This is a genomic window from Ginsengibacter hankyongi, from assembly GCF_008710285.1.
GTDB lineage: Bacteria > Bacteroidota > Bacteroidia > Chitinophagales > Chitinophagaceae > Ginsengibacter > Ginsengibacter hankyongi.
This window is the reverse complement of the sequence record NZ_VYQF01000001.1, coordinates 422072-444950: the sequence shown is the minus strand read 5'-3', so window position 1 is coordinate 444950 and position 22879 is coordinate 422072. Positions and strand designations below refer to the sequence as shown.

Here is a 22879-nt window from a genome sequence, read left to right as displayed (position 1 = left end):
ATGACATGGCTTCTCGTCTTGCTAAAGCACAGGCATGTGATGCCAAGTTAGAAGGCCTGGAAGCATTGTTGGAAGCGGAGCAGATAGACATAAAGAACGCTGCAACACAGTATACGCAAATTATTTCAGACATATCCTTTATATCAGATGAAGGCGGCAGAATGCTTACAAGTCGTTCATTACTTGATGGGGTAAGTGGTGAAATCAGCTATCCGGAATCTAACCAGGTTATTGATAATTCGATCAACTGTTTAGGATGGATAGAAGGCCATGGGCCTGGCTTACATATCTGGCTGGCAACAGAGATTGGTAGTTATATTTGGCCAAAGGAAGGTGAGATATACGTAAATAGTGATGGCTCGTGGAACAAAAAGATAATTGAAGAAGGAGCAAAGGAAACTTTTTCTTTGTCACTTTATGTCGCTAATAAAAAAGCAAACAAAAAGATCCGAAGCTGGTTAGATAAGGCAGATCGGACAGGAGATTATTCTGAGTTACGAAGACCGCCTGGCCTAAGACGCATAACACGAGTCGACAACTTACATCTAAAAAAACCGTCTTAAGAAATTTCATAGGCTAATACGCTGCTTTCAGTGGTATTCTTAGTGTCGGCCGGGTATGCGGCGTGCCCCATGTGCTGAGAATGTTTAAATAAAAAATTCTCTTATCTGGCTATTTCGTACAACGTTTAAATAATTAAGGATAGCACAACTAACGGGTATGAGCACACTAAGCACAGCCGGGGCTTATTAAGATTGAATTTTTGTTATAGATTAGCGCAACTAACGGTTATGGGCATACTAAGTGCAGCGGGGAATTAATTTCCTGAAAACAAATCCGTTGGTTATTTTTATCGATAGTAATGACTTCAAGGGGACATTGCTTTGAACTAAATTGCGCAACGTTCCCTTGCGGAAGACGCTGCTGACAAAAGAATTTTTTTATGGAGAGGTGCCAGAGCGGTTGAATGGGACGGTCTCGAAAACCGTTGTATGGGCAACTGTACCGAGGGTTCGAATCCCTCCCTCTCCGCTTATTTGCGTTTCAAAGAGAGGCAAGGTGAAATTCAAAATATAAATGAATTAAAATTTCATAATTTCATCAGCCGTTAATCTAACTACCTTGATCGCGAATCTTCAACCTTTCCTGTTGCTTTTCTTTTCCGCATTGATTATCGGATCTGCCCCCTGTTGGCGCCAGCATAGGTTTAGTCCTATAAATTTGGCCACGGTTACGAACAGACGAAATTTTGTTTTCAAGCCTGCAGGCGCAATTATTTTCATAAAATTCCAACCACTCTATGCATGAGGATAGATCAACTCCTGAGGCGGCAATTCTCTCACTTGAATCCGCATATAATTCAAAAAACTTAGGTGCAGTTTTTGAGTTAATTGATTTTTATTGTGAGGCGGAAATTATGGTTAAGAAATTAATGCCGAAACTAAGTAATGAAAAGACCGTGATTTCAGAAACAGCCACAGCTTTAAGACTTTCTCTTCAGAATAATTTAATAGAGAATGGATGGCCTCAGTTTGATAATTCTAATATTGTTTTCGAAAAGCAAGTTGTTTCCCAAGATCTATTTATCGTTACAAAAATATTAATTCAAGCCACGGGAAGAACTGTTATTGATAAACTATATGTAAAAAAACAGCTTGACAATACTTATAAAGTTGCTGGGTTGATATCAGAATAGTTGCCCCACTGTTCGGGCAAGCATAGGGTTAGCGCAAGCGTCCTATTGTGCTCGAATTGAAAAAACGGCATGAATAAAAGACACATAAATCTGCGTATATTGTTAACTGTTAGTAAACATTAATTCTATTAAGGTTCCAGCCGACGTGGGTGTTCCTTCTCTTTCACAAGCTCACATCAACAACTCGTGAGAGCCGCCTGGTCTCGAGCCGGCGTGTGTCAACTTTCGTTCGGAAACCCACAGCAATTATTTGTGGGAGCTCCCTTCGGCCTGCTATTTTACCGAATGATTGTGAAGGTGCCCTTCTGATGTTCCGGTTTGCGCCCCTCAAGTTGGTAAGAACATTGCCAAACAAATGTTGCTGTGGAATAACTCAGCGGAGTAAGATGGTAAAACTGCATAGGCCTGTGAGGTGTTACAACATGATAATCACCGCCCCTTTTCTTACCCGATGCTGAACAGTTCACAATACTACCCGGGTTTATTTTTTATTTATTCTTCAAAACAATTCTTTAGAAGAGTTTGGCACCCGGGTGTTCATGATATTCCTGATAGTATTCTCTCTGCCTTCGTGTGATTATTTTAGAAACTTTACCTTATTGTCAATATTTTTTGCAGTCTTTATTCCTTGTTTTGTGCCTTCTTCTATTGCATGACGAGTGTGTATGCCACCATAAACTCTCGAAATCGCAATCGCATTTGCCAATTCATAAAAAGAATTGAAGGTATAGCTGCCCATATCTTCGGGGCCATTGCCTAAGTTGACCATCTTGCCTTTGTAAGTACTGTTCGTGAAAGAAACGTGATCCCCGAAGATAGTAGTAAGTGCATAAGCGAATGCGCCACTGAAGGTGGCATGGTTTGCCGGAAAATCGGAATAAGGCGGTGTGGGAATAAAAGGCTTCCACCAGGTGGCCGGATCATTGGATGGCGCTATCACCCTGCGAATAAACTGGAACGGCCTTTCCTGCATGAAAAAGAATTTTGCCTTCATGGAGCCGATGGTGGCATCCATCAGGCTGATACCGGTTTTGGCATAAGCAAATGCAGTTACATCAAGTGCGGGGTTTACCTGTTCTATGATTTGTTTGAATACGGAAATGTAGCTCGATCCTGCCGGATAACCATTGACAGCCGGATCATCAAAGTATTTTGCCAGGCGCTTTTGTTCATGGGTCAGACTTGCGGAAATATCATATACTTCCTGAAAATCTTTGTAATAAGGCGAGTTAGGGACTTCACTGTACGTGTATGGCTGCGAGGTTACCTTTTCAATACTGCCGGCAACCATAGTACGTGTATTGCCCCAATAAGCAAGACCATTTGGCATTAGCGGATTATTATTTTCCGGCCACCAAAGACCGGGTGAATGGTCAGTCAATACCAAAGGTTGCCATGAAGACCATGGATGATCCGTTGTTGACCAGTTGAAGATTTTTTCAGCAACTGCTTTCCCGAAACTTTTTGATCGTTCAAAAATAGAAGCATCACTAATTTCTTTTTCATAAATTCCATTTAATTCGTCTTCCTGCTGTTGCACTGCTGCATTTGTTGCCGGTGTAAAGGTGAAAAGCCTCCGGGTCATTTCGGCCAAAGCAGCATTGGCACAAGTTGGCCAATGATAAGCTTTCCCGGATTCGGTTTTGGGCATTTCGGGCATGTCTTGCAGTTGGCCGTAAAGACTTTGATAAGATGGCATGCCCGGCATTACAGCTTCATACAGGGCTACTCCGCAATAAGCCATATATCTGCCGGGGTTAACTCCATAAGAAGCAGGGGGGGAATACAAGAGTGGCAATTGAACACCCAGCCATTTTTTTACAACATCCGAAGAATACGTTTTGGTTTGTTGCAAATGACCATTGGTCCCGGTAGAGCGATCGATAGTAGCAGCCGGATGTTCGGCTTTACTTTCATTTGACTGCTTTATTTCTTTCTTACAAGAAAGATTAAACAATGATGCAATTGCAACCAACAAGATTGCATAGACGATTTTTTGTTTCATAATTGAGTGTTTAATATTAATGATGAGCTATGTAACATTGAAATACATGATCCAAAAAAACAGGTGCACGATTTTTACTATCCTTTTAGACTTTGCTTGCCGGATTCACGGCTTTCTTGTTTCGGAATTATTTAAAAACTTTGTTTGTGTTTACGATATCGTTTGGTTTTGCTGTAGGATTGGCACCAGGCAAAATATGCCCGCGATAATGATTGAGAACGTCAATGGAATTGGACAATTAACTTAAAAGCAAGAACAAAATAGAACCTGCTTTTTTTTCTATAAACTTTAATCGCTTAACAAATATGTTTCTGTGCGATAATGCAGGTAGAGCAGTTTTGTGGTTTTCAGGCAAGAGAAATTGTCGTTTATCTGAAAACAATGTTTTTAGTCTACTTTATTCCCAGGGTGGAATAATCATGCAGGATAATTGCTTAAATTGTGGAAAGCAAGCTTTCATAGTGAATATGATCGAAACAAACGAGTTTATTTTTTCCCCGAAACACAGGATACTGCGGCATGTATCGTTTTGGTTGTTATGGCTTTTCGGATGGGCCTGCTTCTTGTCACTGATTTGGTCAACATTCACTCATAATTTTATTCGCATCGGACTTTGGATTCCGGCCTTTACAATCTACAGTTATCCTCTTTCATACATTGCTATTTCAAAGCTGTTGTTGAAAGGCAAATACCTGATATTTCTAGGGTCACTCATTTCCTGGCTTGCAGTGGGATGGTACCTGAGCGTCTATTTCCTTATGTATATATCCGCTCCCGTGTTAAACCTGGTGGGCATTCCCCAGGGTGATGGTTATGCATGGCAATGTTTCCTTTGCGTGGTAACGACCGCAGCTTGTTTCTCTTCTTTATCTCTTGGAAAGCAGTGGTTAATGAAGCAAAAAGAATTTCTTCAGGCGCAACAGGAAAAAATGACTGCCGAGCTGCAATTGCTGAAAGCACAGGTGCATCCGCATTTTTTATTCAATACGCTTAACAATATCTACTCATTTTCGCTCCACAGGTCGCCTAAAACACCGGGGCTTATTTTAAAACTTTCCTCGCTGCTTAGCTATATGCTTTATGATTGCAAGGCAGAAGAGGTGCGGCTGGAAAAAGAGGTGGAGATCATGAAAAATTATATTGACCTGGAAAAAGAACGCTATGGTAATAAAATAGACATATCGTGGAACGTGGAAGGTGAGATCAAGGACCAATTTGTTTCACCCTTGTTGATGCTCCCTTTCCTGGAAAATGCTTTTAAGCATGGCGCATCGGAGCAAATTGAAAAACCATGGCTGGGCGTGGATATTTCCGTTGCGAACAGTACATTAAAATGTAAGATCACCAATAGCAAAAATGAATATGCAGCGCACAGTGATAAGGGCATTGGCATCAACAATGTAAAAAAACGCCTCGAATTTCTTTACCCGGGATTACATGAACTGAAGATAAATGATGAGGGAGATTTTTTTGCCGTTTCATTAATGGTTAAGTTGATGGGTAGTGTGTCAACCTATACCACGCCACATCTTTCTCCTGTAGCTGCTGAAACTGTAGTAGTATGAAACTTCGTTGCCTGCTTATAGATGATGAACCACCGGCATTAAAAGTGCTGGCGAAATATATTTCCTCGCTTAACGAGCTGGAAATTGTTGGCCAGTGTAGGAATGCCATTGAAGCACTGAGCGTACTGCGTCAAAAAACAGTGGACGTTATTTTTCTCGATATTAAAATGCCACGGATCATTGGCACTGAATTTTTAAAAAATCTTTCCCATCCGCCCAAAGTAATTTTTGTTACGGCCTACAGGGAACATGCAGTGGATGGTTTTGAATTGGATGCAGTAGATTATTTGGTTAAGCCTGTTTCTTTTGAACGTTTTTTTAAAGCCATCACTAAATTAAACCGGCTGACGGGGCGTGAAGTGCCTGCAACCACTACAAATGAAGCACCTAACCCGGCTGCTTTTATTTACCTGAAAGTAGACAGGGACATGAAAAAATTCTTTGTGAATGAAATTGAGTACATCGAAAGCTGGAAAGATTATGTAAAGATTTTTCTTACAGGAAACAGGCATTTCCTTGTAAAACGTCCCATCAGTGCTATTGAAAATATTTTGTCCGATCACAAGTTTATCCGGGTGCACCGGTCGTACATTGTTTCGCTCAGCAAAATTTCCGGTTATAATGCATTCTTTTTGCAAATAGGAAAATATGAAATTCCCATGGGGCGACTGTATAAACAATCGGTAATGGAGAGATTACAAAATATCGAATAATGCTGTAAAAGGTGCTATTTATGCCGGTGTCGGTGTTCCTTATAAAAGTTGTTCCCACTGTTCGCGCAAGCATAGGGTTAGCGCAGGCGTCCGCTTGTGCTCGAATTAAAAAGAGTCACGAGTAAAGAAATAAAAAGACTACAGTTATCGGATTACTTTCCTGCAGGCAAGGATTAGTTTAATCAGGTTAAAGTTTATAATATGTCACAAGCGGACGCTAAAAGAGGTAATGAGGGGCAACAGCAAGGGCCGAGCCATTAGAGCGCAGGAGATATTCGCGGGCAGGAAGGAGCAAATAGTTGATTTTTGAAAGCCGGTGCAATAGAATCAAAATAAGTTTTACCATTGTGGCGTTAATAACTAATAAATAGCATTAACCTCTTTAAGTAACCACATAAAACCAAACTAACATGAAGTTTCAAAAGGTAATTTTCTCCCTTATTACAATTTTCTTTTTACATTTTATCAGCAACAATGCGTTTGCAATATCTCCGGTAGTCGCCGCTAGTAGCGTTACTGCAGATGGTGATCGACTTTCCGCGAAAGATGAGGTGAGGATCGCTCAAATGAGAGTTTTTGTAAACATGACTGTGGAGCAATATGGAAAATTGAGAGGAAAGAAATTAAATTTTTTTGAAAGACTTTCTTTCAAAGCTTCTCAAAGGCGCATGAAGCTGATGCTGAAAGCTTATGATGATGGAGATGGGCCAGGCACTTTGGAAAAAATAAGTTGGCTAATAAAGGGCCTTCTGTTTGGGCCGCTGGCGCTTATCGTTGGCTATATATTTTTGAAAGACGAAGAAAGAGAATTAATCAAGTGGATCTGGTTTGGCTTCATAGGCTTTGCAGCAATCGCTGTAATAATCCTACTGAGCCTGTAAGATTTTATACTCCCATGTAACCCTTTGTTGGCGTAACAACTGTTATTGTAGCATTGGCGTAAGTGTCCGTCCGCTCATATCTTTGTCTTTTACTTTCTTACAGAACTATGGGCAGCATCTTCAGCGTCCGCTTGCGCTCGCATTACCAAAAGGTATGAGAAAAGGAATATCAAATTTGGTTTTTATGCGATTTCTTTCTGCAGGGCAAGTACTGATTTAAGCAGGCTATAGTTTATTATATGTCACAAGCGGACGCTCATGAGAGGGCCAGGAATTAGCGAACGGAAGTGCATGTAAATCCGCTACAGTAGCGTATCTTTGTTATGGAATTATGATTAACACTCACAATTAAAACTTCTAAAAATGAGACAATTATTAAAGAAGTTCTTCGCGGCTATCAAGGCATTTTTCAATTTTGAGCCTCCATCAAATTTCTAAATAAATTAAGAAGCTTATCCAGGGCCGTGTCTCTATTCTATGCCTGAAGCTTGGCAGGACACGGACGGCGCGCACTCTTTGGCGCAATCAAATTCTTCAACCAGCACAGGGCTAGCGTAAACGTCCGCTTGTGCCCGAATTAAAAAGGACCATTAACAAAAGAATATAAAAATTTGCGTATATGGTTAACTGTTAGTAACGTTGCTGCCGTTAGAATGATTAAATAAGAAAATACTCCTGTCCCGGGGACTATTTCCACCGGGGCTTTTTATTTTAACAAGTTGTAATGAAACTTAGCCAGCTGTTTGTGATCTCATGGTAGTAATTATTGATCATAAAAAAACATTACTCATGAAAAAGATTTTTACCTATTCAATTTTAGCAGCTTTGATTGCAGTATTATTTAGCAGTTGTGCTAAAGAGAGAGTATATAGTGATAATTCATACTGGCTTTCCCAGGAGAGAGGCGATGTGGTATATAGCAATAACTCCTGTGGGGTCTACGTGGTAGAAACAAATTATGGATACACCATTGTTCAAAACATGGATGGATTAAGGACCTATGAGGCTGACGTGATGTATGGAAACTTTGGCGGTTATGGGACCAGGGATTTCTATAATCATACTGCGGATATAGTTACCCGGGGAAACGTGGTGGAATATGATCTTACTTATAATGAAGCTACGGATGCAATTGATTATTATTGTCCTGCTGGTACAGCAAATGGATTAACGATCAGGCAAAGTGCAACTTCACAGGGTAAAATTTCGAGGACCACTGCTCCCGCGAAAAAATAAAACAATCATTCCTGTCTTTGACGCACGCATATTCTTCAACCGGCAGAGGGTTAGCGTAAGCGTCCGCTTGTGCCCCAATTAAATAGAGTCACGAGTAAAGAAATATAAAGCCTGCAGTTATCGCATTACTTTCCTGCAGGCAAGGATTAGTTTAACCGGGTTAAAGTTTATAATACAGCACAAGCGAAAGCTTGTGCCGGTGACCAGGAATGTACAGTTGTTTGGCGTAATTAAACTATAGTTATATCATCACTTGTTTCCATGATTCTTTAATTGATTCCTTTAATACATTCACTATATCGTAAAGGCCTTCATACCAATCTAAGTGAGGACTCCATTCACGACAACCACCAGGGCCCGAAGGGCATTGCGTATAGTCATGAACTTTTCTACATTGCGGACAACGCCCACCTGTTGCGAATGTGTTCCAATGGTATCCGCAATCGCAACGCCAGTAAGGCTTGCCATCGGGCTCCCATTCGCATTTTGGACATCTTATTCTAACGTTATCCATAATAATAAATAAAAATAATAGTCTATTTGTTATTAATAAAATCTTATTTTCTCCATTGTTTTCTTTTCATATTAACGTCGTTTAGACCGGTGTTAGCGCCAGCACCTTCCTTCTTCTTTCAATTATAAAAAAGTAACGTTAGCGCAAGTTTGGCAGCGTGGCTTTGTGTGTTGGCTATGCTTAAGGTGGCTATAAAATATTTGCCCGGCAAGAGCCTACGCCGGTGTTCCGGTTTTAATCCCCGATCTTATTTGCCAATTAAACGAATTGTTATTTTAGATTGACAATCCCATAAGATATCGCAGAGTTTGCTATTTTGCCAGGATGTTGCACCGAACGCTCCTTTACACATTTCTTATTTTCCTGCTTTTGCATGTTATTGCTCAAACTTCATTTGCGCAAACTGATGCCGGCAACAGAGACTCAATCTTCCACGAATATATTGAGAACTACAACGACCTGCTTACCTTTAAAATGTCGTTAGGCAGCAAAGAGGATGGCTTTGATCTTGAAAATACAAGCCGTTACAAAATAAGATCAAACAATAAAACGAAATTGAATGCAGGCATTAACTACCGGTGGCTGGCATTCAGTCTCACGTTTGCGCCGAATCTTTTTAATGAGAATGTTGATCATAACATAAAAGGTGAGACGAAATCTTTCGGCTTCGGATTTAGCTCCAACTTTCATCATATCATTCAAAAGATTAACTACTCAAGGGTGAAAGGTTATTACCTCGATAATACAAATGCCTTTGATCCCACATGGAAAGCAGGTGATCCATACATACATTTACCCGGCCTTATTTTCAGAAGTTTTTCAGGCCAGACAGCTTACAAATTCAATGATAATTTTTCTTTCAACGCTATTAATTCACAAACGGAAAGACAGGTGAAAAGTGCGGGAACTTTTTTGCCGTCTGTATCATACCAACACTTTGTCGTGAAAGATCCAACGCCTTTGCCCGGCCAAAGCAGTTCACAGAAATCGAAAACATTAGAGGTAGTTTTTTCACCCGGCTATTATTACACCCTTGTCACACCATCCCATCTTTATGCTTCCGCAGGCGTCAGTCCTGGCATAGGTTTTAGCCGGACAAAACTTTTGACACGTGAATCATCCGGTAATGCGGGAACCATATACAAGCGGACGGTCTACCAGGTGGAAAGTGTCTTAACTTTTGGGTATGATTCGCGTCGTTTTTTCACAGGCATACAAATCACGACCGGTGCTTATGGCTACAGCCACACCAATGGTGATTATGCGATTCTTCCACAAAGAGGCTCAGGCTCTTTGTTCATTGGCTATCGCTTCAATGCTCCAAAAAAACTGACCGCCGCTATGGACAAAGCAGAAAAGCTTGCTGCCGACAAGTTGCAGGAGTTAAAAGAAAAGGTGCAGCAATAACCTCAGTTATCCTGAGAATGGTTTCTTAGCCGATATAGGTGTTCCGGTTTTCAGCCGGCGTGGGTGTTCCTTCTCTTTCACAAGCTCACATCAACCACTCGTGAGAGCCGCCACTGTTCAGTACCTTGCGCCAAAGCAACCTTGTGCGAATTTGGGGGAACTTTTCTACGCTTGGAATTCTAAAGGCAGGACAACACGGAGGACTGCAGCCCTATAAAAAAAAGCCCGCTTTTGTGGGCTTTTTAAAGTTATTAATGGCGTATGGCTTTATTTTTTCATAAACCACTCATTGGTACGCATGCTCCTATTGAGTTTAATAGCTAATTAACATGTGCACCCACACCTACCTCATGATGTTTGGTACGTATTTTTCCGGAAGTACTGCAAGAACTAATGGACGCACCAATTACCATAAGCATAGCAACGATCAGTGAATACTTTTTCATATTATTTATGTTTTATTATTTGGTAATAAAAACTATGCCATTGTTGCTTTCCCCCTGCGCTAAATTCTGAAATCTTATCGAAGGCCTTGGCTCGTGGCATACGAAACCAATAAAATAGCACGGTTTCGTGTGCCACGAAACTGGGCGTAGGTGGAAGCCCAGCAAATGCAAAAAGTCAGATCGTATCTTACAAAGATCATTTACTCATAACCGTTATAATTATAAACGAGGGCTCCCCTATACTGAGGATGTTCAAATAAAAAAATCCTCTTACATGCTATTTCGTACAACGTTTAGATTATTAGAAACTGCTATCCTGAGATTGTGGCTAAGGTTGCACAATTATCGCTTACGATTAAAAAAACCAGGTAGCACCCGCTAGCATTTTTAAGCACATCAGCCTTCAGCTTTCGCAGGATGCTTTTCCGGCCAATAACGAGCCGGTCTTTTAGCATCGCAGCCAGTTCCTGCTTAAGGTACATGATTGTTTTTCCAAAGCAAGTGTACGATATTTCTCCATCCCGTCGCATATTAGCCAGTTTTCACTTACCAACTTTTAGCTGCTCCATTACTTCGTGTGCCGTACAGCCAGCCCGGGTTTCTCTCTCTTTTGTAAACCTATCAACCACCCTTGAGTATCTCACAATCGCGCCAATATGTCTCCTCCATTCATCGAACTGTAAAGAAGTAACGCCGGCGCAGGTTTGGTAGCGTAGCTAAGTGTGTTGGCTATAACTGTGCCATAATATAATACAGCCAGCCCGGGGGTTTTCTCTCTTTTGTTAAGCGCATCAGCCACCCTTGAGCATCGTCGTGTTAGTCTTTGTTTTGCGCGGACGCGAACAACAGCCACATGAATATTCCAACTTCATAATGCTGTTATACAAATATTTTTTAAGCAATATACTTGTTGCTGATTACGTTTTACATACAAAAAAAAATTGCACATGAATTTGTACCAGGTATTTTTTTATTTCTTAATTGCCACCGGAATCAGTTTAGGCGGGCTGTTAGTCATGTTCGCAGTATATATGACAATTTTCTTTGGTAAACGAAAAAATGCATCACGACAAATGTTGTCGTTAAATTAGCTGCACTGTTGGTGCAAGCGTTAGTGCCTGTTGCCTAACTCACATCCTGTGTATAAAGATAGTTGCAAATAGGCTTGTATGATAGTATCTTAAAGTAGGCAAGGAAAAAATATTACACCGAACAACTCTTTACATCCTTTCAGCGCTCCCAGCGGGTCCCGGAAGATAATTTCTACCGAAGGCTGAAAGGTTTGCCGGATCTTCAATGGCTCTACAAGGCAACGAAAAAATATTATGGCACCGATGGACAACAGTCAATAGACCCGGCAGTTTTCTTTAAACTCGTGTTGATTGGCTATTTGGAAAACCCCGGCAGTGACCGGCGTATCATCAACACCGTTAGTATGCGGCTCGATATGCTGTTCTTTATCGGCTATGATATTGATGAGCCACTGCCATGGCATAGTACCTTAGCCGAACAAGACAGTTGTATGGAGAAGATGTTTTTAAAGAATTATTCAGGAAGTATTAAGTCTGTGCATTGATAAAGGAATGGTTGCAGGAAAAAGGCAAGCTATTGATAGTGTGGCCGTGCAGGCAAATGCATCAATGGAAAGTTTACAGAGGAAAGAAGTATTAAAAGATGTAGATAATTATACTGGCGAACTTAATGAAGAAGAAAGCCTTCCGCAACAAACTAATGGAAGAAGTTTTAGCTGAACTTTAGACAACGAAGAAATTATTTTATGGAATGTTTGTGCAACAGGCACGGACGCCAATGACCAGTTTTCGGGAGCAGTGGTTTAATATAACTGTTATCGGTATTCGCAATTAATTCGTGGCTCAAGTTATGAATTATTAAAAATTTTATATTTGTGGTAGAAAGCTAAGTATCTTAGTTCATTTTATAAATATTAAAAAGCAATGGCAGACGAAAAACAAACTATTAGTCAATCATCCTCCTCCAGGAGAGAATTTATCCGTAATGCATCCCTTGCCGCCGCAGGTTTTTATATTGTGCCGCGTCATGTATTAGGAAGAGGTTTTGTAGCGCCGAGCGATAAGCTATTAATCGCGGGTGTGGGCGCCGGGGGTAAGGGCGGTGATGATGACCGTCATTTTGCCAAAACGGGGAAAGCAGAAATTGCTTTTCTCTGCGACGTAGATGAGCGCCAGGCTGTACAGAATCGTAAATTATTTCCCAAAGCAAAATTTTATCATGACTGGCGGGAAATGTTTGAAAAAGAACATAAAAATTTTGATGCAGTAGATGTGGGAATCCCGGATCATAACCACGCCATAGTGGGATTTCACGCCATGCAACTGGGCAAGCATGTGTATGTACAAAAACCTTTGACCCATGATATATGGGAAGCACACATGATGGGGGAAGCTGCAAAACGTTATAAAGTTGTTACGCAAATGGGCGACCAGGGTTCTTCAGGGGATGGTGTCCGCCAATTAAGAGAATGGTATGAGGCAGGTATTATTGGTGAAGTCCATACCGTTCATTGCTGGACTAACCGCCCCGTTTGGCCACAGGGAATTCCCTGGTCACAAAAAAATCCACCCATACCCGCAGGGCTTAATTGGGACCTTTGGCTGGGAACTGCACAGGAACATCCTTATGAAGATATGATTGTGCCTTTTAACTGGAGGGGATGGTGGGATTTTGGCACCGGGGCCATTGGTGATATGGCGTGTCATATTGTTGGCCCTGTGTTTAAAGTGCTCGGGCTTCAATACGCTACCGAAGTTGTTAGCAGCGTAAGTACACCTTATGTAGATAACTGGCAACAGGCTTATTTCCCGCAGAGCGGACCTATTTCATCATCATCTCACCTGAAATTTAAAGGGAAAAGCGGTCAGGATATTATCCTGAACTGGATGGACGGCGGCATGCAGCCTGCACGCCCGGCAGAATTGGGCCCGAACGAGATAATGGGTGGAAAAGGTGACACGGGAAATGGTGTAATCTTTGAAGGCACCAAAGGTAAAATGATGTGTGGCGTATATGGAGAGGATCCGCAATTGCTGCCTACTTCCCGTACTAATGAAGTGAATGTACCTAAAAAATATCCGCGGGTGCCTGGCGGTACGGATGGTCACTATGGACAGTGGGTAGAGGCCTGTATTGCAGGGTACGGAAAGATGGAAGTAGATTCGCCGTTTATAGAATATGCCGTACCGCTAACGCAAAGTATATTGATGGCCAACCTGGCTATACGAAGTTTCGATTATCGGGAAGCTACGGCTGATGGTAAGGGGTTTAATTATCCGGGACGCGGCATTACACTTCAATGGGATGCAGAGAACATGAAGGTAACCAACTTTGATGCAGCCAACCAGTTTGTAAAACGTACCTACCGCGAAGGATGGCCGGAATTGAAATTCTAATATTATTTTTAAAGAAAAAAGAAGGGTGGAATATTAATTGTCTAAAGGTGGCACACGGAACCCCACTGTTCGCGCAAACATAGGGTTAGCGCCAGCGTCCGCTTGTGCCCGAATTCAAAAAAGTTACGGGTAAAGAAATATAAAGCCTGCAGTTATGCCATTTCTTTCCTGCCGGCAAGGATTAGTTTAACCAGGTTAAAGTTTATAATATGGCACAAGCGGACGCTCCATGAGAGGATTGAAACGATTGCATCGTAACCAGGTTTCACCTAAGGATCGATCATAACATGCGCATGATAAGTTCCCTGATCCATGATCCACGGCATACCGGGAGCAGAAGGTTTTTCCGGTAAACCTGTACTGGCCGCTGTTGCAAAAGGGATGTAAATGACATAACGCAAATAGCCTTTCTTTACTTCACCGGTTGCACGGTTAACATCTTTGTTATCTGCAGAATAAACATATAAAGTAGCAGGGCTTTTAGGCATTTGGAGGGTACCTTCTTTTACTTCCTTTGCACGTTCATCAAATAACTGCTTATCCCTGATGCCCTGTTTTCTCAATTCACGCCCTCTTTGCATGAGAGGTTCCAGGTCTTTGTTGTAACAGGCTACAGAAAAACCGGTATCAGCAGGATTGTCTGCAAGACATATCAATTCATTGGTTCCTTTTCTTATAACCGCGACTTGATTGTTAGCATCATAGCCATATACGGTCGCGCTATCTCTTTTTTCAGGAGGCGCAGCCAGCAATGCCAGCTTTATTTGCATAGCAGAATGGGGTACATCCGCTTTGAAAGGGATTGTTTCCGGCACCACGGTAGTGGTACCTGTTTTAGCAATAATTGAATCTTTACCAGGAGTATTTGGCTGGTGCTGGTTGTTACATCCCAAACAAAAAGTAGTTGCTACGAGGAGTAAAAAAAATAGTTTCATATGCAATTGTGAAGGTGGATGATAAAAGTGCAAGGAATTAGGTTTTTAAAGATAGTAATTTATATGCAATGGCGATAATTCCCCCACTGTTCGCAAGCATAGGTTTAACACATGCGTCGCGCTTGTGCTGCTACCAACATCAATTTGCCTCTAATAGTATCCTGGCGGAATTTTGTGCTGCAACTCCCGCTAAGAAATATCCCCAGCCCATTCACCGCACCATGGTGATCAACAACCTGCGTGTTGGTTTTGCGTTGCTATCTTTTTAGTGATACAAGTAGTGTGAGGTTTTAATTCAACTTTTTCAAAGTTTCGATTAATTGCAATATACTTAAACTACAGTCAACAATTGGGAGTGGCTGGCAAAAAAAAGACCCGTATTGTTTAATTACGGGCCTTATTAATATTGAATTCTGGCTATGGCAACAACACCTGGTCTATTACATGAATCACACCATTAGTGGTAACGATGTCGGTTGCTATAATATTAGAGGGGGTTGCATTTCCATTCCCTTTCACCTTTGCTCCGGAAGTGAGGGTAATAGTTACCTTTCCTCCATTCACTGTTGCCGGAGTCGCGCCATTAGTTAGATCACTTGAAAAAATCCTTCCTGCAATTACATGGTAGGTAAGAATAGAGGTTAACGTATTGGGGTCCGCAGCATTGATGGCAGCAGCATCTGCAAAACCCGCATTAATAAAAGCCAGGTTGGTGGGAGCAAAAACAGTGAAAGGGCCGGCACCTGATAAGACAGTGGCTACATTTGTTGTGCCCTGGCTTGCTCTTAAGACTGCCGCAACAAGCAAGCTGAAGTTCGGGTTGCTGATAGCGGTTTGCACAATCGTTCCCATGGCAGGAATCAACACACGGTTGATATCATGAATGACACCGTTGGTGCATTCGATGTTAGCTTTGATGACACTAACTCCGTTGATGTACACTTTACCATCAATGGTACGGGTAGCATATGCAGGTTGCCCGTTTAAGGTAGCTACGGCTGTATTACTTGCCTGAGGAATCTGTGCGGCCTCCACCTTGCTTCCAAGAACATGATACAGCAGGATAGCTTTTAACGTGGTGTCAGGAATACCGGCTAAATCGGTGGGAGTTTTAAAGCCCGCAGCAATAAAAGCGTCATTGGAGGGTGCAAAGAGTGTAAGGGATGATTTATCCCCATCATTCAGTGCACTCACAAGACCGGCTTTATTTACGGCTGCCGTTAAAAAAGAATAATTAGGATCATTGGATATTGTCCCATAGATGGATTTAGGCCCCTTATTATGTTCTTTCTTACATGAAGTGGCTGATAAGCCAATTACGAAAATGAATAGGATGGCTTTGATTACTGTGTTTGATGATAAAGATTTCATAACCTTCAATTTTTAAGTGATTGTTTTGTTTAATGTTTGTTTGTAATTTATTAAACAAATTGTGATACAAAAAAGTTCAAAAGATTCTTATCTTTTTTTGACAGATTGGATTTGGATATATTTTGTCCAGGTTAAATGCGGCCGACTGTTGCCGCAGGCGAATACTGCCATCTATTACAGGCAGTCTTAAAACCATGGTTACAAAAAAACGGGCGGAGATAAACGCACGGTAGAAGATGAATTCGGATTTCTAACACATTGGATAGGCTAAAATAAATGGTGTCATGGCTCTAAACTGATGTTGGTGATTGCCAAGCTGCCAATCATCCGCACAACACACAACATCGGCGACTGATTTTTGGTTTTTGTAATGTTTCAAATTTGGAAGAGAAGGAAGACCAACAGGGCTGGAGATGATGGATGATAGATGATGGATGGTAGATGATGGATGATGGAAGCTGGAAGCTGGATGATACTTGAAAGTGGACCTGTCAACTATCCACAGTCAACTGTCCTTCCAACAACTAACCCCAGTCAACTACCAACTGTCAACTATCAATTTTCAATTATAAAAGAGGCCGCTTGTACAGCCGCAGGGTGAGGTATACCGGTGCACTCACTAACCTTTATCTTGAGGGATTGGATAATCCTTAGGGAGGTAAAGGATACAACCGGGCTCGTCTTATTCGTGTTTGAAAACTGTGCTTACTTGAGGCGGTAAACCGAGCGTTAGCCCCCACTGTCGCGCAAGCATAGGACGCTTGCACCAATGACCAGTTTTCCGGCGCAGAGGTTTTGATATAACTGTTATGGCTATTCGCAATTATTTCTCCTGCTTTCATTTACACACAGGAGAACAAGGAGTATATTTGATAAACATATCTTAAATCACTATGAAATGGATAACACGGGAGCACCCAAAGATTGACCGCATTGCCTGCCCCTGGCTTATAAAAAAGTTTGTAGATAAAGAAGCTGAATTTATTTACGTAGCCCCCGACAGGGTACAACAAAAAGCAGCACAATTAAACGCAATTCCTTTTGATATACCGGGTGTTGAATTTTCACATTATGAAGACAAATGCACGTTTGATTACATTATTGAGAAGTATAAAATTAAGGATCCTGCAATAAAAACTTTAGCAGTAATAGTAAGAGGCGCAGATAATGACAGGCATGATATAGCAGCGCAGTCTTCCGGTTTATGGGCCATATCGGCTGGGCTGGCATATAATAACAAAGACGATTATGAACTATTGGAAAAGGGGATGATGATTTATGATGCCTTATATAGCTGGGCGACTTTCCTGCAAAGAGAAAAGCACACTCAAAACCCAATCGATCATTTATTCATTGATGTGTTTAATAAATTTATAAAACAAAAGGCTGCAAAAAAGAAAACACCGGATTGGGTAAAAGAATTAAAAGAAATTATACAGGACCAGATTGATACTAATTTGAACCTTACTGAAATTTCCAAAAGCCTTGACATTAACCCTTCTTACTTATCAAGAAAATTTTCAAAACATTTTAATAATCTTTCGTTTGGAGAATACACAAGAAAATTGCGGATTGAAAAAGCTATTGAACTGATGAAAAAAAATAAATATTCACTTACTGAGATAGCCTATCTCACAGGCTTTTCAGACCAAAGCCATTTTACAAGAATATTTAAACAACATACAGGTAAAAATCCTTCCGTCTTTAGAAAAGAAATTGCGAAAAAGTAAAAGATATACAAATAGTTATTTTCATTCTATTTATTAATCACGGTTACCGGCAATTTTGCTGTTGATAAATGCAGATGTATCCTAAGAGTAAATCTTCTTTTGTAAAATATTTTTTAATTATTGCAGGTATTGCAGTAACTATATCAGGATTGGTAAAAGATACAGACATCATTACATTTATAGGAGTTGCTTTGGTAATTGGCGCTTTCTTTTTAAATAATATTTAACCCGGGTATAAAATGAAGTATTTTCTTTTGCAAATTTTCTTATTTATATCATGCTGTCCTTTTTCAGGTTGTAAAGGACAAAGTACCTTCGGAGAGAATTATTTGAAACTGGCTAAAATAATTTCGCTTCCCGGCGTAAAGGGACGCATTGATCATTTGGATATTAATTTAAACGACCAGGTAGTTTATATAGCCGCATTAGGCAGTAATACCTTGGAAGTTGTTGATCTTAATTCCGGCAAAGTATTGAAGAGCATCACTGGTCTTGATGAGCCCCAGGGCATCGCTTATATACCACAAAGCCATGAAATATTTGTTGCTAACGGAGGTAATGGTGAATGTTATTTTTATAATGCAGGCAGCTTTGAAAAAATTGCTGCCATACATCTAAAGTCTGATGCCGATGATGTACGTTATGATTCTGTTGACAAAAAAATTTATGTAGGATATGGAAGAGGCGGCATTGCTATAATTGATGCACAAACCAAAAAGCAAATTGCTGATATTAAATTGCCCGACCATCCTGAAGGTTTCCAGGTGAATAGAAAAAATAGTTTACTGCATGTTAATCTGCCCGCGGCTTCTTTGATTAGCATAGTTGATTTAAAAAAGTTAAAATCAGTTCGCGATCTTAGTAAAGATTACCGTTCAGGAAATTTCCCAATGGCTTTGGATTCATCAGGAAACATACTTTTCATTGGCTATCGCCATCCCGGAAAATTAGTAGTTATGAATGCTAACAGCGGCCACAGGATAAGCGTCAGCGAATTAACCAACGACAGTGATGATCTGTTTTATGATGAGATAACAAAACGGATATATGTAAGCTGTGGTGGTGGATATACCAACCAGGGATATATCAATATTTTCCAGTTTGAAGGAGAAGGTAAATACGTGCAGATAGCAAACATCCCTACAAGAAATGGGGCGAGAACTTCTTTATTTGTTCCGCAATTACATCTTTTTCTTGTTTGCGAGCCATCCGTATATGGGCATGACGGCGAATTAATGGTTTACCAGGTTCAAAAATAAAAATCATGAAATGGATAACAAGGGAGCGTCCTAAAATAGATAGAATAGCCTGCCCCTGGCTGATTAAAAACTTTGTAGATGCCAAAGCTGAATTTATATATGTGCCCAGGGAAAAGGTATTTAAAGAAGCAGCAATTTCGGGAGCAATACCGTATGACATTCCGGGGGCAGAATACTCCCACGAAGGAGAATATTGCACCTTTGATTTTATTATAAAGAAACACCATCTTACAGATGCGGCATTGCAGCAACTAGCCCTCATCGTTAGAGGCGCCGATACAGACCGGTTTGATCTTGCACCGCAGGCGGCAGGGCTTTGGGCCATATCAGCGGGACTTTCACATAATTATAAAAATGATTTTGAAATGCTTGAAACCGGGATGAGGATATATGATGCATTGTATAGCTGGGCCAGGTTTGCGCAAGATGAAAAACACAATTGGAAACCAGTATTATGAATCAGAAATATTCACTTACTGCTCTCGTTAAATATTTTCTTAAACTGGGTACAACCGGGTTTGGCGGTCCTGTTGCTCTCATTGGTTATATGCACACGGATCTGGTTGAAAAGAGAAAGTGGATTACCAATGAAGATTACAAAGAGGGATTGGCGCTATCACAATTAGCTCCCGGGCCCTTAGCTGCCCAGTTGGCTATTTATCTGGGCTATGTTGATTTTAAAATTACAGGTGCAACCCTGGCAGGTATTGCTTTTGTTATTCCCTCATTTGTAATGGTAGTGGGTTTAGGGTATGCATATATGTTATATAACGGGTTGCCATGGATGCATTCAATGTTTTACGGCGTGGGTGCCGCCGTCATCGGTATTATGGCGGTAAGCAGTTTTAAGCTTACCCGGAAAACGGTGGGAAAAAACCTGTTGTTATGGATAATATTTGTTGTTATGATGGCGACAACCGCAATAACTGAAAGAGAAAATGTATGGCTCATTCTCGCATCCGGGTTTGTTGTATGGTTTCATAAATCTGCGCCACCTGTTAAACATTCTTGCCAATATTTTCTAATACATCCATGTCTTTTACAAATTTCTGCATCAATATCTTTCGATGAAAAGCTAATTAGTATATGGTGGTTTTTTCTTAAAGCAGGAACATTTGTATTTGGCAGTGGCCTTGCTATTGTTCCTTTCTTATATGGAAGTGTGGTACAAGAAAATCATTGGCTAACGGGGCAGCAGTTCCTGGATGCAGTTGCTGTTGCGATGATAACACCGGGTCCTGTAGTTATTACTGTTGGTTTTATTGGTTACCTGGTTGCAGGCTTCCCGGGAGCTTACGTAGCGGCATTAGCAACATTTTTACCATGTTATTTATTTACCATAATTCCTGCGCCGTATTTTAAAAAATATGGTAAGAAACCGGGTATAAAAGCCTTTGTGGATGGAGTGACCACTGCCGCAATCGGGGCGATAGCTGGTGCGGTTATTGTACTTGCAAAAAGACAATTTACAGATATGCTTTCGGTGCTGATTGCAGTAATTACAGTTTTACTTTTGTTACGTTTTAAAATTCCAGAGCCTGTAATAATTATTGCAGCTGCCATAACTGGCCTTCTCATAATTAAATAAAAATATTTATAAAACTAAAAAGATACAATATGAAAAATCTATTCTTGTTTCTTTGGGCAATACTTTTTGTTGGTGCAGCATCTGCACAATTAGATTCAACAGCGATCAACACTGTATTTGGTAAAAAAGGGATGGTACAGGGAGGTGTTTATAAAATCGTATATCCGCGCTCTGATCTCAAGGTTAAGGTTGGAGGTTTTTCTGTTGCTCCCGGCCTTGCACTTACCTCGTGGATAGGTTTTATGACAATGGGCAATGAAGCTATGATGATGGGTGATCTTGTTTTACTTGATACAGAAGAACCGAAAGTGGTAGCGAAATTGGTTGAAGAAGGCTTGAGCATAACAGCTATTCACAATCATCTTATAAACGAAACACCTAACCTGAAATACATACATTTTTCAGGTAATGGCGATGCTACAACGTTAGCAGGCAAAATAAAATCAGGTCTTTCCGTAACTGGAACACCTTTAACTCCGCCCCAATCGCAAAACACTGTGACAGGCCCCGACTGGTCGAAGGTTGAAGCTATACTTGGCAATACAGGCAAACATAACGGCGTGCTTCTTCAGTATGGTTTTGCGAGAAAAGAAAAATTAACGGAAGGTGGAATGGAGATGCCCCCTGCGATAGGAATGGCTACCGGGATCAATTTTCAAATGGATGGAAACAGGGCGGCAGTAACAGGAGATTTTGTGTTGCTGGCAAATGAAGTAAATCCGGTTATAAAAGCATTAACGGAAAATGGAATTACGGTCACAGCAGTGCATAATCACATGCTTTTCGATGAACCAAGATTATTTATGATGCATTTCTGGGCAGTTGGTGAACCTGGGAAATTGGCAAAAGGATTAAAAGAAGCATTGGATAAAACGAACTCCAACAGATAATAAGTTGCAGGTATAATGCTTCCCCAAAGCTGTGCCGAAAATGTTCAAGCAAACCAATCCTCTTCTTGCTAACTCAACTAGAGTTTAAATAATCAGGGCTGCTGTACTTATTTGTAACTAAGTACATTTTATGTAAGAAATTTATAGTAGTGCCATGGATTACTATTATGGCAAACAATGCGGGCTTATTAAAATTGAATTTCCATTATAGATTTAATGTTCGCAAATCCTTAGTTGCAAATTGAGGATAGCGCAACTAACGGTTATGAGCACACTAAGTATAGCAGGGGGGTGAGGCTTTTTTCAAAGTCGCACTTCTTCCGAAGCAGTATTACGGAGAGCGCAATCGAACGCATGCGCTTAAAGAGGAGAAGATACCAGTACGAATTTGACGCCTACGCCCCTTTTTTTGTCGCGGATCGCCCTCAATGCAATGGATGAAATATTTTATTTTTGATCTTATGCTGCAGCTCAGAAAAACTGCAACTAAAACCCATCAAATGAGAAATGTAGTCTACGCAATCAACACAAGCCTGGATGGCTGTTGTGATCATACCAAATTCTATCCCGAGGAGGAAACGATGGAGTATTTTACGAACCTCACGCGGGATGCTGACACATTTTTATACGGGCGTAAAACGTATGAATTGATGGTTCCGTACTGGCCCGATGTGGCGAAAAACCCGGCCGGGCAGAATGACAGAAAATCAGATATTGAATTTGCCCGGGCATTTGACGCCGTGGGCAACATTATCGTTTTCTCGGAATCACTGAAGAGTGCCGCAGGAGAAAAAACGAGAATAGTTCGTACCAACCTTCACGACGAAGTACTTAAACTGAAACAGGAACCGGGCAAAAATATTTTAACCGGTGGCGTAGCCATTCCATCACAGCTTGCAGCGGCCGGCCTGATTGATGAATATCGTTTTGTGGTTCACCCGGTGGTTATAGGAGAGGGGAGACGGTTGTTTGAAGGGATCAGCCTGCAAGAGAAGTTACAAATAAAATTGGTTGACTCAACGGTTCTTAAATCGGGGTGTGTTGCACTTCGGTACGCGAAACAATAACAGAAAAATCCACGACAGGAGCAATACTTTTATGATCCTGAAATGTCGGTTGAGGACACCCGCCAGGAGAGAGGGTTATTTGTATTTCTCGAAAATAATAGCAAACTTTGTTTTTTGTTTTAATGCCTTCCCGGTATAAAATGATATT

Annotated in this window: 23 protein-coding genes and 1 tRNA gene; 18 read left to right on the top strand and 6 right to left on the bottom strand. The window is 40.9% G+C overall.

From position 1 onward, the window contains the following. The first annotated feature begins 5 nt into the window (after positions 1 to 5). The 3 genes from FW778_RS01945 to FW778_RS01935 all read left to right on the top strand — a co-directional run bounded on the left by FW778_RS01945 (position 6) and on the right by FW778_RS01935 (position 1696). A complete protein-coding gene (locus FW778_RS01945) occupies positions 6 to 563 on the top strand; it encodes a hypothetical protein (protein ID WP_150412914.1) in 558 nt (185 codons plus the stop codon). Between the two features lie 382 nt (positions 564 to 945). After that, a tRNA-Ser gene (locus FW778_RS01940) sits at positions 946 to 1032 on the top strand. Between the two features lie 268 nt (positions 1033 to 1300). Then, positions 1301 to 1696 (top strand): hypothetical protein, encoded by a 396-nt coding sequence (locus FW778_RS01935; RefSeq protein WP_150412913.1) that lies wholly within the window; start codon positions 1301 to 1303, stop codon positions 1694 to 1696. Positions 1697 to 2273: 577 nt separating this feature from the next. Here FW778_RS01935 and FW778_RS01930 read toward each other — a convergent pair. After that, entirely contained in the window at positions 2274 to 3701 is a 1428-nt protein-coding gene (locus FW778_RS01930) for a vanadium-dependent haloperoxidase (RefSeq protein WP_150412912.1), read from the bottom strand. A gap of 467 nt (positions 3702 to 4168) precedes the next feature. Here FW778_RS01930 and FW778_RS01925 point away from each other — a divergent pair, with 467 nt between their 5' ends. From FW778_RS01925 to FW778_RS01910, 4 genes are all read left to right on the top strand, one after another. After that, positions 4169 to 5266 carry a sensor histidine kinase gene (locus FW778_RS01925; protein ID WP_202552031.1) on the top strand — a complete coding sequence of 366 codons (1098 nt, stop codon included), beginning with the start codon at positions 4169 to 4171 and terminating at the stop codon, positions 5264 to 5266. Further along, positions 5263 to 5979, top strand: a complete 717-nt coding sequence (locus tag FW778_RS01920) for a LytR/AlgR family response regulator transcription factor (protein WP_150412910.1) — start codon at positions 5263 to 5265, stop codon at positions 5977 to 5979. The genes FW778_RS01925 and FW778_RS01920 overlap by 4 nt, the downstream gene beginning before the upstream one ends. 410 nt (positions 5980 to 6389) lie before the next feature. Continuing rightward, a complete protein-coding gene (locus tag FW778_RS01915; protein ID WP_150412909.1) occupies positions 6390 to 6860 on the top strand; it encodes a hypothetical protein in 471 nt (156 codons plus the stop codon). A 789-nt stretch (positions 6861 to 7649) separates the two neighbouring features. Then, positions 7650 to 8096 carry a hypothetical protein gene (locus FW778_RS01910; RefSeq protein WP_150412908.1) on the top strand — a complete coding sequence of 149 codons (447 nt, stop codon included), beginning with the start codon at positions 7650 to 7652 and terminating at the stop codon, positions 8094 to 8096. A 241-nt stretch (positions 8097 to 8337) separates the two neighbouring features. On the opposite strand, the gene FW778_RS01905 is transcribed toward FW778_RS01910, so the two are convergent. Continuing rightward, positions 8338 to 8610 (bottom strand): hypothetical protein, encoded by a 273-nt coding sequence (locus FW778_RS01905; protein WP_150412907.1) that lies wholly within the window; start codon positions 8608 to 8610, stop codon positions 8338 to 8340. A 324-nt stretch (positions 8611 to 8934) separates the two neighbouring features. On the opposite strand from FW778_RS01905, the gene FW778_RS01900 reads away from it, so the two are divergent. Next, positions 8935 to 10017, top strand: coding sequence for a DUF4421 family protein (locus tag FW778_RS01900; RefSeq protein ID WP_150412906.1), 1083 nt, complete (start codon positions 8935 to 8937; stop codon positions 10015 to 10017). Positions 10018 to 10337: 320 nt separating this feature from the next. Here the strand turns inward: FW778_RS01900 and FW778_RS23550 are convergent, their stop codons facing one another. After that, on the bottom strand, positions 10338 to 10463 hold the full coding sequence (locus FW778_RS23550; RefSeq protein WP_262714387.1) for a hypothetical protein: 126 nt from the start codon (positions 10461 to 10463) through the stop codon (positions 10338 to 10340). A 311-nt stretch (positions 10464 to 10774) separates the two neighbouring features. Beyond that, positions 10775 to 10993: a hypothetical protein gene (locus FW778_RS01895; RefSeq protein WP_150412905.1), complete on the bottom strand. Its 219-nt coding sequence runs from the start codon at positions 10991 to 10993 to the stop codon at positions 10775 to 10777. A gap of 752 nt (positions 10994 to 11745) precedes the next feature. Between FW778_RS01895 and FW778_RS22970 the strand changes: the two genes are divergently transcribed. The 3 genes from FW778_RS22970 (at position 11746) to FW778_RS01885 (ending at position 13891) form a co-directional block, all read left to right on the top strand. Next, positions 11746 to 12039: a transposase gene (locus FW778_RS22970; protein ID WP_202552030.1), complete on the top strand. Its 294-nt coding sequence runs from the start codon at positions 11746 to 11748 to the stop codon at positions 12037 to 12039. A 7-nt stretch (positions 12040 to 12046) separates the two neighbouring features. Further along, positions 12047 to 12214 (top strand): hypothetical protein, encoded by a 168-nt coding sequence (locus FW778_RS22965; RefSeq protein WP_202552029.1) that lies wholly within the window; start codon positions 12047 to 12049, stop codon positions 12212 to 12214. Between the two features lie 204 nt (positions 12215 to 12418). Then, positions 12419 to 13891, top strand: coding sequence for a Gfo/Idh/MocA family protein (locus tag FW778_RS01885; protein WP_150412904.1), 1473 nt, complete (start codon positions 12419 to 12421; stop codon positions 13889 to 13891). Between the two features lie 269 nt (positions 13892 to 14160). Here FW778_RS01885 and FW778_RS01880 read toward each other — a convergent pair whose 3' ends face one another. Beyond that, a complete protein-coding gene (locus FW778_RS01880) occupies positions 14161 to 14826 on the bottom strand; it encodes a hypothetical protein (protein ID WP_202552028.1) in 666 nt (221 codons plus the stop codon). 417 nt (positions 14827 to 15243) lie between these two features. Further along, positions 15244 to 16197 (bottom strand): fasciclin domain-containing protein, encoded by a 954-nt coding sequence (locus FW778_RS01875; protein ID WP_150412903.1) that lies wholly within the window; start codon positions 16195 to 16197, stop codon positions 15244 to 15246. An 893-nt stretch (positions 16198 to 17090) separates the two neighbouring features. Here FW778_RS01875 and FW778_RS01870 point away from each other — a divergent pair. The 7 genes from FW778_RS01870 (at position 17091) to FW778_RS01845 (ending at position 22731) form a co-directional block, all read left to right on the top strand. Next, positions 17091 to 17927 carry a chromate resistance protein ChrB domain-containing protein gene (locus FW778_RS01870; protein WP_150412902.1) on the top strand — a complete coding sequence of 279 codons (837 nt, stop codon included), beginning with the start codon at positions 17091 to 17093 and terminating at the stop codon, positions 17925 to 17927. A gap of 74 nt (positions 17928 to 18001) precedes the next feature. Next, the gene (locus FW778_RS22960) at positions 18002 to 18154 is read left to right on the top strand and encodes a hypothetical protein (RefSeq protein WP_235906002.1); all 153 of its coding nucleotides are present in this window, start codon (positions 18002 to 18004) and stop codon (positions 18152 to 18154) included. 12 nt (positions 18155 to 18166) lie between these two features. Continuing rightward, on the top strand, positions 18167 to 19186 hold the full coding sequence (locus FW778_RS01865) for a YncE family protein (protein ID WP_150412901.1): 1020 nt from the start codon (positions 18167 to 18169) through the stop codon (positions 19184 to 19186). A 5-nt stretch (positions 19187 to 19191) separates the two neighbouring features. Further along, on the top strand, positions 19192 to 19644 hold the full coding sequence (locus FW778_RS01860) for a chromate resistance protein ChrB domain-containing protein (protein WP_150412900.1): 453 nt from the start codon (positions 19192 to 19194) through the stop codon (positions 19642 to 19644). Continuing rightward, on the top strand, positions 19641 to 20774 hold the full coding sequence (locus tag FW778_RS01855; protein WP_150412899.1) for a chromate transporter: 1134 nt from the start codon (positions 19641 to 19643) through the stop codon (positions 20772 to 20774). Before FW778_RS01860 ends, FW778_RS01855 begins: the two co-directional genes overlap by 4 nt. A gap of 29 nt (positions 20775 to 20803) precedes the next feature. Then, the gene (locus FW778_RS01850) at positions 20804 to 21664 is read left to right on the top strand and encodes a DUF1259 domain-containing protein (RefSeq protein WP_150412898.1); all 861 of its coding nucleotides are present in this window, start codon (positions 20804 to 20806) and stop codon (positions 21662 to 21664) included. A 500-nt stretch (positions 21665 to 22164) separates the two neighbouring features. Continuing rightward, on the top strand, positions 22165 to 22731 hold the full coding sequence (locus FW778_RS01845; RefSeq protein ID WP_150412897.1) for a dihydrofolate reductase family protein: 567 nt from the start codon (positions 22165 to 22167) through the stop codon (positions 22729 to 22731). Positions 22732 to 22879 lie beyond the last annotated feature (148 nt).